At 72.4% G+C, this 12,937-nt stretch carries 10 protein-coding genes; 4 read left to right on the top strand and 6 right to left on the bottom strand.

Going from position 1 to position 12,937, the window contains the following annotated elements; genetic code table 11:
- Positions 1 to 37: 37 nt before the first annotated feature.
- The gene (locus ATL40_RS11940) at positions 38 to 955 is read right to left on the bottom strand and encodes a phosphoribosylaminoimidazolesuccinocarboxamide synthase (RefSeq protein ID WP_098470469.1); all 918 of its coding nucleotides are present in this window, start codon (positions 953 to 955) and stop codon (positions 38 to 40) included.
- A gap of 93 nt (positions 956 to 1,048) precedes the next feature.
- Between ATL40_RS11940 and gndA the strand changes: the two genes are divergently transcribed.
- On the top strand, positions 1,049 to 2,497 hold the full coding sequence (gene gndA / locus ATL40_RS11945) for an NADP-dependent phosphogluconate dehydrogenase (RefSeq protein ID WP_098469732.1): 1,449 nt from the start codon (positions 1,049 to 1,051) through the stop codon (positions 2,495 to 2,497).
- Positions 2,498 to 2,585: 88 nt separating this feature from the next.
- Here the strand turns inward: gndA and ATL40_RS11950 are convergent, their stop codons facing one another.
- The 3 genes from ATL40_RS11950 to ATL40_RS11960 all read right to left on the bottom strand — a co-directional run bounded on the left by ATL40_RS11950 (position 2,586) and on the right by ATL40_RS11960 (position 6,316).
- On the bottom strand, positions 2,586 to 2,852 hold the full coding sequence (locus tag ATL40_RS11950) for a hypothetical protein (RefSeq protein ID WP_098469733.1): 267 nt from the start codon (positions 2,850 to 2,852) through the stop codon (positions 2,586 to 2,588).
- Positions 2,853 to 2,993: 141 nt separating this feature from the next.
- Complete coding sequence (sfnG, locus tag ATL40_RS11955) at positions 2,994 to 4,136, bottom strand: dimethylsulfone monooxygenase SfnG (RefSeq protein ID WP_098470470.1); 1,143 nt, start codon at positions 4,134 to 4,136, stop codon at positions 2,994 to 2,996.
- 287 nt (positions 4,137 to 4,423) lie between these two features.
- Complete coding sequence (locus ATL40_RS11960) at positions 4,424 to 6,316, bottom strand: phosphoenolpyruvate carboxykinase (GTP) (protein ID WP_425443377.1); 1,893 nt, start codon at positions 6,314 to 6,316, stop codon at positions 4,424 to 4,426.
- 108 nt (positions 6,317 to 6,424) lie between these two features.
- On the opposite strand from ATL40_RS11960, the gene ATL40_RS11965 reads away from it, so the two are divergent.
- Positions 6,425 to 7,969 (top strand): helix-turn-helix domain-containing protein, encoded by a 1,545-nt coding sequence (locus ATL40_RS11965; protein ID WP_098469735.1) that lies wholly within the window; start codon positions 6,425 to 6,427, stop codon positions 7,967 to 7,969.
- Between the two features lie 145 nt (positions 7,970 to 8,114).
- Positions 8,115 to 9,332, top strand: a complete 1,218-nt coding sequence (locus ATL40_RS11970; protein WP_098469736.1) for a Fic family protein — start codon at positions 8,115 to 8,117, stop codon at positions 9,330 to 9,332.
- Positions 9,333 to 9,335: 3 nt separating this feature from the next.
- Here the strand turns inward: ATL40_RS11970 and purD are convergent, their stop codons facing one another.
- Together purD and ATL40_RS11980 are read right to left on the bottom strand one after the other, a co-directional pair.
- Entirely contained in the window at positions 9,336 to 10,613 is a 1,278-nt protein-coding gene (gene purD / locus ATL40_RS11975) for a phosphoribosylamine--glycine ligase (RefSeq protein WP_098469737.1), read from the bottom strand.
- A gap of 217 nt (positions 10,614 to 10,830) precedes the next feature.
- The gene (locus ATL40_RS11980; protein ID WP_098469738.1) at positions 10,831 to 11,412 is read right to left on the bottom strand and encodes a winged helix-turn-helix domain-containing protein; all 582 of its coding nucleotides are present in this window, start codon (positions 11,410 to 11,412) and stop codon (positions 10,831 to 10,833) included.
- Between the two features lie 74 nt (positions 11,413 to 11,486).
- Here ATL40_RS11980 and ATL40_RS11985 point away from each other — a divergent pair, with 74 nt between their 5' ends.
- Positions 11,487 to 12,932 (top strand): MFS transporter, encoded by a 1,446-nt coding sequence (locus tag ATL40_RS11985; protein WP_098469739.1) that lies wholly within the window; start codon positions 11,487 to 11,489, stop codon positions 12,930 to 12,932.
- The last annotated feature ends 5 nt before the right edge of the window (positions 12,933 to 12,937 follow it).

Consider the following 12,937-nt stretch of genomic DNA (forward strand, 5'->3'; position numbering starts at 1 on the left):
CGGCGCCCCGTCGCGGCACGGGGCGGCCGCCACCTGCTCACTCGAAGACGCGACCGGTCAATCGCTCGTACGCCTCGACGTATCGAGCACGGGTGCGCTGGACCACGGTTGCCGGCAACGGGGGCGGCGGAGCATCGCTCGCGCGGTCCCAACCGGAGTCGGTCGAGGTGAGCCAGTCGCGCACGAACTGCTTGTCGAAACTGGGCTGGGCTCCCCCGGGCTCCCAGAGTTCGGCGTCCCAGAACCGGGAGGAGTCGGGGGTGAGGACCTCATCACCCAGCACAAAGGCGTCGCCGCGGGGATCGGCACCCAGTTCGACCTTCGTGTCGGCGAGGATCACGCCCCGTTCGCGCGCGATCCGCTCCGCCCGGGAGTACAGGGCAAGGGTGACCTCCCGCAGGCGGTGGGCCGCGCCGTCGCCCACCATCTCGGCGACCCGCTCGTAGGTGATGTTCGCGTCGTGCTCACCCACGGCGGCCTTGGCCGCGGGTGTGAAGATCGCCTCCGGGAGCCGGCTGCCGTCCACCAGGCCCTCGGGCAGGGGGACCCCGCACACCGACCGGTCCTCGCGGTACTCCACCAGGCCGGAGCCCGTGAGGTAGCCGCGGGCCACGCACTCCACGGGGTACATCTCCAGGCGGCGGCAGATCATCGCGCGCCCGGCCACGGCCGGCGGCACCTCGAGGGACAGGAGGTGGTGCGGCACGATGTCGGCGAGCTGCTCGAACCACCAGACGCTGAGCGCGGTCAAGATGCGGCCCTTGTCCGGGATCGGCGTGGCAAGCACGTGGTCGTAGGCGCTGATCCGGTCGCTGGCCACCACGAGCACCACGTCGCTGTCCCAGTCGGGGTTCTCGGCGGTGGGCTCATAGAGATCGCGGACCTTGCCGGCAGCGATGTGGCGCCAGCCGGGCAGCGATGCGGGTACGGCGGTGGCGGCGGGATGGTGCGTCACGCACCCAGTCTCCCACCCGGCGGCACCGGACACGGCGCGTCCAGCATCGGGACGTTCCTTCCGGCACGCGCTCTGCGCAGGCAGACTGGCCCCATGACCTCCACGGGAACTGCAGACATCGGTGTGACCGGACTCGCGGTGATGGGCTCCAACCTGGCCCGTAATCTCGCGCGCAACGGCCACACCGTCGCCATCCACAACCGCTCCTACGCCAAGACCCAGGCGCTCCTGGACGACCACGGCGACGACGGCGAGTTCGTGCCGAGCGAGACCACCGCCGAGTTCGTCGCCTCGCTGAAGGCCCCGCGCACCGTGATCATCATGGTGAAGGCTGGTGCGCCGACGGACGCCGTCATCGAGGACCTGGCTGCTCACATGGAGCCGGGCGACATCATCGTGGACGGCGGCAACGCCCACTTCCCCGACACCCGCCGCCGCGAGGCCGCGATGCGCGAGCGCGGGTTGAACTTCGTGGGTGCCGGCATCTCCGGCGGCGAGGAGGGTGCGCTGAACGGGCCGAGCATCATGCCCGGCGGCACCACCGAGGCCTACGCCACCCTCGGCCCGATGCTGGAGAAGATCTCCGCCAAGGTGGACGGCACCCCGTGCTGCACCTACATCGGCCCCGATGGCGCCGGCCACTACGTCAAGATGGTGCACAACGGCATCGAGTACGCCGACATGCAACTCATCGCCGAAGCCTACGACCTGCTGCGCTCCGCCCTGGGCCTGTCCGCCCAGGAGATCGGGACGATCTTCGAGGAGTGGAACACCGGGGACCTGGAGTCCTTCCTCATCGAGATCACCGCCGACGTGCTGCAGCACACCGACGCCGAGACCGGTAAGGCATTCGTCGACATCATCCTGGACCAGGCCGAGCAGAAGGGCACCGGCCGCTGGACCGTGCAGTCCGCGCTCGACCTCGGGGTGCCGATCACCGGGATCGCCGAGGCGACCTTCGCCCGCGCCCTCTCCGGCGGCGTGCCGCAGCGCGAGGCCGCACGCGCCGCGAACCTCACGGCCGCCACCGCGGGCTGGGAGGTGGCGGACAAGGCCGCGTTCATCGAGGACGTGCGCCGTGCCCTGTACGCCTCCAAGGTGGTCGCCTACAGCCAGGGCTTCGACCAGATCGCCGCTGCGTCGGCGGAGTACGGCTGGGACATCGACCGCGGCGCCTGCGCACGCATCTGGCGCGGCGGCTGCATCATCCGCGCCCGCTTCCTGGACCGCATCACCGAGGCCTACGAGCGCGACGCCGATCTGGCGCTGCTGATCTCCGACCCCTACTTCGCGCACGCGATCGGCGAGGGTGTGGAGTCCTGGCGCCGGGTGGTCGCGGGCGCTGCGCTGAACGGCATCCCCGCGCCGGCGTTCGCCAGCTCGCTGGCCTACTACGACGGTGTGCGGGCCGAGCGCCTGCCCGCCGCCCTGGTGCAGGCGCAGCGCGACTTCTTCGGTGCGCACACCTACCACCGCGTGGACAAGGAGGGCGTGTTCCACACCGAGTGGAGCGACGACCGCAGCGAGACCCAGCAGGACTGAGCACCCTCGCGCACCCTCGCGCAGCAGAACGCCCCCGGGAGGCCTCCCGGGGGCGTTCGTGCGTCACGGCCGCGCGGCAATCGCCCTCTCAGGCCGCGCCTGCGGCCGCGGCCTGTCGCCGCACCACCACGAACGCCGTGGTCAGCGAGCCGGCGAGCGCCGCGAACCCGGAGGAACTGGCGACCGTCATCCCGGGGGTGGAGGTGAGGATCCCCGCCACGAACAGCGCCACCATGGCGAGCAGGCCGAGCGTGCCGCCGACGATGAGGATGCGCGTCTGCCATGCGCGGCTCACCGCCGCCTTGGCAACGGCGGTGCTGGCAGTGCTGGCGGTGGTGCTGACGGTGCTGGTCATCGCGGCCTCCTGCGGTCGGGGCTCCGGGCGAGCCCTCCTGGTAGGAGCCTATGAACCGGGCCGACGGCGCCGCCTCCACCGCGCGGCGGAACCTCGCCTCGGCCGTGCGGCGGAGCGCTCCGCCGCATGGCAGGCACCCGATCAGGAGCCCGTGAGCACCTCCCGCTCCCCGCGGCGGGCGATGTCCCGCTCGAGGTCCGCCTCCAGGTCGCGCACGATCGGCAGCACCCGGGTGCCGAATGCCTCGACCTCCTCCAGAAGGTGCAGGAAGCCCAGGAGCAGCAGGTTCACGCCGCGCTTCTTGTACTCGATGATGCGGCGCGCCACCTGCTCCGGGTCGCCGATGAGACGGGTGCGGAAGCCGTCGTTGTACTGCACCAGGTCCTCCAGCGTGGAGTCCGCCCACATTCCCTTCTTGTCCGCAGTGGAGGCGCCGGCCTGCTGCACGGAGTCGCGGAACGCCTTCACCGATGCAGTGTCGGCGTTCGCGACGATCTCGCGCAGTTGGTCCTCCGCCTCGGCCTGGGTGTCGCGGACGATCGCGAAGCCGTTGAGCCCGAACCGCACCGTCCGGCCATGCTCCAGCGCCACCCGAGTGACATCGTCGTACTGCTCGGTGAACCCGTCGAAGTCCTTGCCGTTGGAGAAGTACCAGTCGGCGTGCGCGCCGCCGTTGCGCCGAGCCGCGGTGGAGTTGCCGCCCTGGAAGATCTCCGGATGCGGCCGGCCCGGCACCGGCACGGGGCCGGGCCGCAGGGTGAAGTCGTTGACCCGGTAGAAGTCCCCGTGGAACTGCACGTTCTCCTGCGTCCACAGCGCGCGGAGCACCTCGATGAACTCCGCGGAGCGACGGTAGCGCTCGTCGTGCTCCAGCCACGGCAGGCCGAGGCGGGTGTACTCGTCCTTGAACCAGCCGGAGACCACGTTCACCGCGGCCCGGCCACCGGAGAACTGGTCGGCAGTGTTGATGAACTTCGCCAGCACCGCGGGCTCCCACAGCCCCGGGTGGACGGCGGCGATCACCTTGAGCTTCTCGGTGGCCAGCAGCAGAGCGAGCGAGGTGGAGGTGGACTCGTGCTGCTGAGCGGCGCCGTAGGAGGAGAGGTAGCGCACCTGGCTGAGGGCGTACTCGAAGCCGACCTCCTCCGCCTTGCGGGCCAAGCGCACGTTGTAGTCCAGGTCCCACCCGGTGCGCTGCTCCACGGTGGAGACCACCAGCCCCCCGGAGACGTTGGGCACCCAGTAGGCGAACCTCAACGGCTCCCGGACGATGCGGCTGGGCACGGACTGCGGGCCGGGGGTCCCGGCCGTGGGTCCGGCGGCGGACCCGGTGATGGACTCGGACACGGTTGGCTCCCTTGCGGCGTCGGCGCCCCCGTCGGGCGATTGACCGCGACGCTAATCAGCCGCCGAATGCGGCGCCGCAGCGAGCCGGGCGTCCCACATGATGGGATGCCCGGCCCGCTGCACGGGAGCGGGCCCGGTCAGGCCGCGACTGCCCGACGGCGCAGCAGGCCTCTGGGAATCGACGCATCGACCGCGTCAGGACCGCCTCACCCGTCGGTGCCGCCTCACCCGTCGATACCGCGGAGGGCGGCGCGCTCGCGCCGCAGCGCAGCCATCACCGCGGTCGGCGCCCCCACTGCCTCGAGATAGCCCTCGGCCCTGTCCAACTCGATCCGCCAGGCCTCGGGGTCCACCCGGAGCAGCTGCGTCACGACTTCCTCGGGCAGGTCCAGGCCGTCCAGTTCCAGGTCCGCGGCCCGCGGCACGGTGCCGATCGCCGTCGAGGCACCGCCGCCGCGCCCAGCCACGCGCTGCGCGATCCAGGCGATCACCCGGGAGTTCTCCCCGAAGCCGGGCCACAGGAATCGGCCCTGGTCGTCCTTGCGGAACCAGTTGACGGCGAAGACCGCCGGTGCGCCCTCCCCGAGTCCCTGCCCCACGCGGATCCAGTGCCGCAGGTACTCGCCCAGGGCGTAGCCGCCGAACGGGAGCATCGCGAACGGATCGCGCCGCAACTCCCCGACTGTGCCCTCCGCGGCGGCGGTTCGCTCGGAGGAGACGGTGGCTCCCATCAGCACCCCATCGGTCCAGGACTCGGCCTGGCGGACGAGCGGCACGGTGGTGGCGCGGCGGCCGCCGAACACGATGGCGTCCAGGGGCACGCCGCCGGGGTCCTCCCAGTCCGGCGCCATCGTGGGGCACTGCCCCGCGGCGACCGTGAACCGGGCGTTGGGGTGGGCGGCCGGGCGACCCGCCTCGGGAGTCCAGTCCCGGCCCTGCCAGTCCACCAGATGCGCGGGGGTTTCCTCCGTCATCCCCTCCCACCACACGTCGCCGTCGTCGGTGAGGGCCACGTTGGTGAAGATGGTGTTGCTGCGCATCGTCTCCATCGCGGCCGGATTGGTCTTCCAGCCGGTACCGGGGGCGACGCCGAAGAAGCCCGCCTCGGGGTTGATCGCGAACAGTCGCGTGGTGCCCGCCTCGTCCTCGCGCGGGGCGGCCCAGACGATGTCGTCCCCCAGGGTCTCCACCCGCCAGCCAGGGATCGTGGGCTGCAGCATCGCGAGGTTCGTCTTCCCGCACGCCGAGGGGAAGGCGGCCGCCAGGTGCATGGCACGGCCCTGCGGCGAGGTGGCCCGGATCAGGAGCATGTGCTCGGCCAGCCAGCCCTCGTCCCGCCCGATCGCGGAGGCGATCCGCAGGGCGAAGCACTTCTTGCCCAGCAGGGCATTGCCACCGTAGCCGGAGCCGTAACTGATGATCTCGCGGTCCTGGGGGAAGTGAGCGATGTACTTCTCCGAACTGCACGGCCACGGCACGTCGCTCTGCCCCGGGCGCAGCGGCGCTCCCACCGAGTGCAGCGCACGCACCCACTCGGCGCCGTCGTCGATCCGGGCCAACGCGCCGGCCCCCATCCGGGTCATGATGCGCATGCTGGCGACCACGTACGGGGAGTCGGTGATCTCGATACCGAACCGCGCCAGCGGCGAGTCGAGTGGGCCCATGGCGAAGGGCACCACGTACATGGTGCGGCCGCTCATGGCCCCGGTGAACAACTCGGCCAGGGTGGCCCGCAACTCGTGGGGGGCGCGCCAGTTGTTCGTGGGACCGGCCTCCGCCTCGGTGCGGGTGCACACGAAGGTGCGTGCTTCCACCCGAGCCACGTCGCTCGGCACCGACCGTGCGAGATAGGAGTTCGGGCGCAGCCGTGGATTGAGCCGGATCAGGTTCCCCGCCTCGACCATCTCCTCCAGGAGCGCCGTGTTCTCCTCCTCGCTCCCATCGACCCACACGATGCGGTCGGGGCGGGTGCGCTCGGCGGTCTCGGCGACCCACCCGACCACGTCGGCGCGGGTGGACGGGGTGCCGTGGACGGGGATCTCACCGGCGCCCGCGGCGGTGTGGGCCGCGGCGTCGTCGCCGGGTACGTCGGTCGGGTGCTCGAGCGCAATGGCCACGATGTCTCCTAGCAGATCGGGTGCGTATCTCCAGCGTGCACCCGGATGACTCACAGTTGCGTCGAGATAGCCATGCAACTTTGGTCATAGTTGCCGTATGGTCACACCATGGCCTCCTCGCCCGCCCGATACATCGACCCACCGTCCCGCGCCGCCGAGGAGTCCGAGCGCCCGGACTCCCTCACCCTGGGTCGGCGGATCCGGCACGCGCGCACGCGCGCGGACCTGACCCTGGCGCAGCTCGCGGAGCGGGTCGGCACCTCGGCGGCCCAGCTCTCCCACATCGAGAACGGGCGCCGCGAACCGCGGCTCACCCTGCTGCAGGCCATCGCCGGTGCCCTCGGCACGAGCGCCGGCGACCTGCTGACCGACGAGCCGCCGCCGGACCGGCGCGCGCAACTCGAGATCGCGCTCGCGCGCGCCCAGCGCTCCTCCACCTATCGGGCACTGGGTGCCCCCGAGGTGCACCCCACCAAGTCCGTGCCCACGGACGTCCTCGCCTCGCTCGTCGCCCTGCACGACGAGCTGGACCGGCGGGACCGGGAGTCCGTGGCGACCCCCGAGGAGGCGCGCCGCGCCAACACCGAGCTGCGGCTGCACATGCAGCGCATCGACAACTACGTGCCCGAGCTGGAGGAGATCGCCGAACGCGCCATCCGTGACGCCGGGTACGACCACGGCGCCGTCACCCACCGGACCGTCGCGAAGTTGGCGGCCTCGCTCGGCTTCACGATCATCCACACCGCCGATCTGCCCGCCTCCACCCGCACCGTGACGGACCTGCGCAACGGCCGCATCTACCTGCCACCCGCCTCCATCCCCGGCGGGCACGGGTTGCGCTCACTCGCGCTGCAGGCGCTGGCGCACCGGCTACTCGGCCATTCCCGGCCGAGTTCGTACGCGGACTTCCTGCGCCAGCGCCTCGAGATCACCTACTTCGCGGCCGCCGCCCTCGTGCCGCGCTCGGCCGCGGTGCCGTTCCTGGAGACCGCCAAACGGGAGAAGGACCTCGCGATCGAGGACTTCCGCGACGCCTTCGGGGTGACCCACCAGTTCGCCGCCCAGCGCTTCACCAATCTCGCCACCAGCCACCTGGACCTGCCGGTCCACCTCGTGTGGGCGGACGGCGACGGCGCTCTGGTGCGCGGCTGGAGCAACGACGGCGTCGTCTTCCCCCAGGACTCCACCGGCGCGATCGAGGGGCAGGTCGTGTGCCGGTACTGGGCGGCGCGTCAGGCGTTCGACCGCCGGGACCGCACCACGGAGTACCACCAGTACACCGACACCCCGGAGGGCACGTTCTTTACCTCCACCCAGACCGGCACGGGCTCGGGACCGGGGGCGGGCACCGGGTCGCTGGCGGGCCCGCGAGTGGCGGCTGGGAAGGAGTTCTCGATCACGGTCGGCGTGCCGTTCGCCCACGCCAAGTGGTTCCGGGGCCGGGAGACGCACGTGCGGACCACCTCGCGCTGCCCGGACGCCTCCTGCTGCCGCCGCCCCGCGACCGAGCTGGCACAGCGGTGGGCGGAGCACTCCTGGCCGAGCGCGCAGGTGCACGCCCAGGTGCTGCGGCCGCTGCCGTCGGGGACGTTCCCCGGCGTGGACGACGCCGAGCTGTACGCGTTCCTGGATCGACACGCCCCCAGCGCGTAGCGGGGTCGAGCGGCACCCGAGCGGCACCTGAGCGGCACGGACAGCTGCCTCGGCCGTCCACACCCGGGGCCGCAACCGCAAACAACGCCCGCCGTTATTAGTGTTTAGGTTACTATCCGCAAACACCGCGCGGTACTATTCCAGGATGGGACACTCCCCAGCGAACCGCTCCACGTGGCCGAGCCTGCGCCACGAGGAGTGCGTGTGGATCCCGGCGGAGGGCACGCTCTCCCGTCGGGCCACGCAACAACTGACCGGCCCGTACCAGGCCGGGATCCCACCGCAGATCGCTGGCCTGGATCCGGACGTGTCGGCAGGTGTCGCCGCGGACGCTGAGCAGGCGAGCGTGGAGATGGCGCACTTCGACGCCGAGGCCGCCGACGTCATGGGAACCGCCGAGTTCGCACCCATGGCCTCGGTCCTGCTCCGATCGGAGTCGGCAGCGTCCTCTCAGATCGAGCACCTCACCGCCGGCGCGCGCCAACTGGCCCTCGCCGAGCTGCCCGGGGCCGGCAGCGAGGCAAGCAAGAACGCTCGAACGGTCGCGGGCAATGTGGCGGCCATGCGTGCGGCGCTCGATCTGGCCGAACGACCCGACTCCGGCGCGATCCTGGCCATGCACGCGGCACTCCTGGACGGCCACCGTGACGCCAGACCGGGCGCCTGGCGGGAGGAGCAGGTGTGGGTCGGCGGCCGGGCACCGACCGAGGCCGCGTTCGTCCCCCCGCCACCCGAGTACGTCCCCCTCGCCATGAACGACCTCGCCGCCTTCTGCGCGAGGCGTGACGTGCCGGCCCTCACCCACGTGGCCGTCGCCCACGCCCAGTTCGAGACCGTCCACCCATTCGTCGACGGCAACGGGCGCACGGGACGCGCACTGGCACACGCGATGCTGCGACGGTCGGGCATCACTCGCCGTGTCACGGTCCCCATCAGTGCCGGGATACTCACCGACACCGGTGCCTACTTCGCGGCCCTGGATGCCTTCCGCCAGGGCCGGATCGAGCCGATTGTCGAAATCTTTGTGAGGTCGGCCGAAACCGCGATCAGCAACGGTCGGAGGCTCCTGGACGACCTTCGCCGACTCCGGTCTGATTGGAAGGCTCGGGTCACGGCGAGGGCCGGCGCCTCCGTGTGGCGCGCGCTGGACCTGGTCATCGCGCAGCCAGTGCTCGACGTTCCCTACCTGCAGCAGCACCTCCAGGTGGCCTACACCTCGGCGGCCGGAGCGATCCAGACCATGACGGAGGCCGGGATCCTGCTGCCCAGCGTGGTGGGTCGGCGTCGCAACCGCGTGTGGCATGCACCCGAGGTCCTCGAGGCACTGGACGACTTCGCGGAGCGAGCGGGGCGACGTTCGTAGTCGCTAGCGCTGCGGCGGGACGGTGACCTCGCCGCGCTCGGCCGCCGCGGCGATGTCGGTGCGCAGTTGCGCACCGTCGAGGGAGATCCGGGCGGCGGCGGCGTATGCGGTGGCGCGGGCCGCGGCCAGGTCGGGACCTGTGCCCACCACGGAGAGCACCCGGCCGCCGGCACTGACGAGCCGACCCTCGGCGTCCAGCGCAGTGCCGGCGTGCAGCACCCAGGCGCCGTCCACGGCCTCGGCGTCCTCGATGCCGGCGATCTCGCCGCCGGTCGTCGCGGAGGCGGGGTAGCCGGGGGCGGCGATCACCACGGTGGTGGCGGCGCCGTCGTCCCACTCGAGCTCGACGCCCGCCAGGGTGCCGGTGGCGGCGGCGAGCAGCACCTCGTCCAGCGGGGTGCGCAGCCGGGCGAGCACCACCTGGGTCTCCGGGTCGCCGAACCGCGCGTTGAACTCGATGACGCGCAGCCCGCGGCTGGTCAGCGCGAGACCGCAGTACAGCAGCCCGACGAACGGGGTGCCGCGGCGGGCGAGCTCGTCGATAGTGGGCTGGGCCACGCGGGCGACGACGTCGCGCACCAGGTCCTGCGGGGCCCACTCCAGCGGCGAGTAGGCGCCCATGCCGCCGGTGTTGAGGCCGGTGTCGCCCTCGCCGATGCGCTTGAAGTCCTGGGCGGGCGCGAGCGGGAGCACGGCGGCGCCGTCGGAGAGGCAGAACAGGGACACCTCGGGGCCGTCGAGGAACTCCTCGACCACAACGCGGCCGTCCACCTTGGCCAGGCAGGAGGAGGCGTGCGCCAGGGCCTCCTCGCGGTCCTCGGTGACGACGACGCCCTTGCCGGCGGCCAGCCCGTCGTCCTTGATGACGTAGGGCGGGCCGAAGTCGTCGATGGCGGCCTCCACCTCGTCGCGGGTGGCGCAGACGTGGGCCTTCGCGGTGGGGACCTGCGCGGCGGCCATGATCTCCTTGGCGAACGCCTTGGAGCCCTCCAGGTGCGCGGCGTCGGCGTCGGGGCCGAAGACCGGGATGCCGGCGGCGCGCACGGCGTCGGCCACACCGGCCACCAGGGGCGCCTCGGGCCCCACCACGACCAGGGCCGCGCCGACCTCGCGGGCGAGGGCTGTCACGGCCTCGGGGTCGGTGGCTGCGACGGGGCGGTTCTCGGCGATCGCGGCGGTGCCGGGATTGCCGGGGGCGACCACGAGGTCCGCGCCGGCCTGGGCCAGGGAGCGAGCGAGGGCGTGTTCACGGGCGCCGGAGCCGACCAGGAGGATCTTCACGGGTCACCAGCCTAGCGAGCACCCCACCGTTCACCCCACCCTCGCCGAACGATGAGATGCGCACGATTTCCGCGCACAGCCTCTGCGCAAGGACCCGCTCGGCGCTACCCCCTCCTCGCCGAACGGGTGCCTACGCAGGCTGCGCTCGTTCGGCCCCTGCGCAACCGCACGCTCGGCGAGGGTCGAGACGTGCGCAACCGCACGCTCGGCGAGGCCGCTACTCGGCGGTGCGGGGCAGCGGGAGCACATCCAGGTGCAGCCGCACCCGGCCGGAGCCCGCCGGTGGCGCAGCCTCACGCCCGCGATAAGGAGAGACCGCCCGCTCGAAGACCGCCGAGAGTTCCTCGGCCAGGGTCTCGGCCTCCTGTTCGGTCAGCCAGAGGGTGGTGGAGCTGAGGAAGCCGGGCATCGCGTTGACCTGCGCGGGGTCGATGGAGCCGAGCCAGGCAGCGAGCGTGGAGGTGCGGTCCGCCACGGCCTGATGCATCACGGCGAGCGCCGCAGCCGAGGTCGCCGGGTCACGGATCAGTTCCGGCTCGCTGAGGGCGAAACCCCGGGCCCGCCACCACCGTTCACGCCCGCCGCCGTGGCCGGGGTCGTCCTCGACGAAACCGTGCTTCTCGAGCTGCCGCAGGTGGTAGCTCGTCTGACCGCTGCTCTCCCCCAGGGCGCGGCCGAGCTGGCTCGCGGTCGCGGCGCCGCGGTTGACCAGTTCGCCATACAGCCGCATCCGCAGCGGGTGGGCGAACGCCTTCAGAGCCGCGGGGCCGATCGAGGTCGGAGCCTTGCCATCCGTCATGTGCAGAGTTACCTTTGCATAGGTTTCTTTGCAGAGTTCCCTCTGCACCACCAGCGTAGAGAACCGAGACGCCCATGTCTGCACACCTCGCCGCATCGCCCGGATCGTCCACGCCCGATCCCGGGCCCGTCCCGGTCTCGCCCTCGACACCCACACCGACACCGACACCAGCGCCGACCGCGACACCGGCACCCGCTCGCGCCCTGGGCCGCCCGTTCGCCGCCCAGCTCACCTCCACCGGCGCCGCGAACCTCGGCGACGGGGTGCTCGCGGCGCTGGTTCCTCTCATCGCCATCGGGTTGACCACCTCCCCCGCGCAGGTCTCCCTGCTCAGCGCCGCGACCTGGCTGCCGTGGCTGCTGCTGGGGATCGCCGCGGGGGTGCTGGTGGACCGTGCGGACCGTCGCCGCATCCAGGTGTTCGCGCTGCTCGCCCGCGCCGCCCTGCTGGGCACCGCCGCGCTGCTGGCGGCCCAGGACCTCCTCACGATGCCGATCCTGCTGATCGTCGCCCTCCTCTACGGCGCCACGGAGGTGCTCGCCGACCTCGGCGCGACCTCGATCCTGCCCGACCTGGTGCCGGCCGAGCGGCTGCCGGCCGCCAACGGCCGCGTCATCGCCGTGCAGCAGGTCACCAACGGCTTCCTCGGCGCACCCCTGGCGGCGGCCCTGCTCGTGGTCGGCGCCGCGTGGGGGCTGGGAGCGGCCGGCGCCCTCGCGGCGCTCGCGGCACTCGTCCTCCTCGTCGGCCTGCGCGGCTCCTTCCGCCACGCGTCCACCCCGCACCGGGCGCCCCCCGGGAGCGTCACAGCGGCACCCGCCGCCCCCACAGGCGGCGACGCTGGCTCCCCCACCCCGAGTGCCACCACCCGCATGGCGGCCGCCGGCGCCGAGGTCCGCGAGGGCCTGGCCTTCCTCTGGCGCCACCCGGTGCTTCGCCCGCTGACGATCAACGCCGCGGTGCTGAACGCCGCCTCCACGGGGTACATGGCCGTGTTCGTGCTCTGGGCGGTGGGCCCCGCCTCCCACATCGGGCTGAGCGAGGCACAGTTCCCGTTCCTGATGCTGGGCTTCGCGGCGGGCGCCGTGGCGGGGTCGTTCCTCGCCCAGCGCGTGCAGGATGCGCTCGGGGAGATCCGCACGATCGTGGTCACCCTGACCGTCAACACGCTGCTGCTTCTCACCCCGATCGTGCTGACCGGACTCCCGGCGCTGCTGGTCGCCTTCGCCGCGATCGGCGCGCTGAACGCGATCGGCAACGTCGTCTCGCAGTCCCTGCGCCAGCGCCTCGTGCCGCGCTCGCTGCTGGGGCGCGTGGGGGGCGCCGGCCGGACCCTGGCCTTCGGGATGATGCCGCTCGGCGCCGTCCTCGGCGGCCTCATCGCCGAACTGTGGGGGCTGCCCGCCACGTTCCTCGCGGCCGTGGCGATCTCGCTGCTCGCGATCGCGCAGGTGGCCTGGCGGGTGCGGCCGAGCACGGTGCGTGAGGCGCTGACCGCCGCGGTGGCACGCGCCGCCTGACCGGA

This window comes from Serinibacter salmoneus, assembly GCF_002563925.1.
Taxonomy (GTDB): domain Bacteria; phylum Actinomycetota; class Actinomycetes; order Actinomycetales; family Beutenbergiaceae; genus Serinibacter; species Serinibacter salmoneus.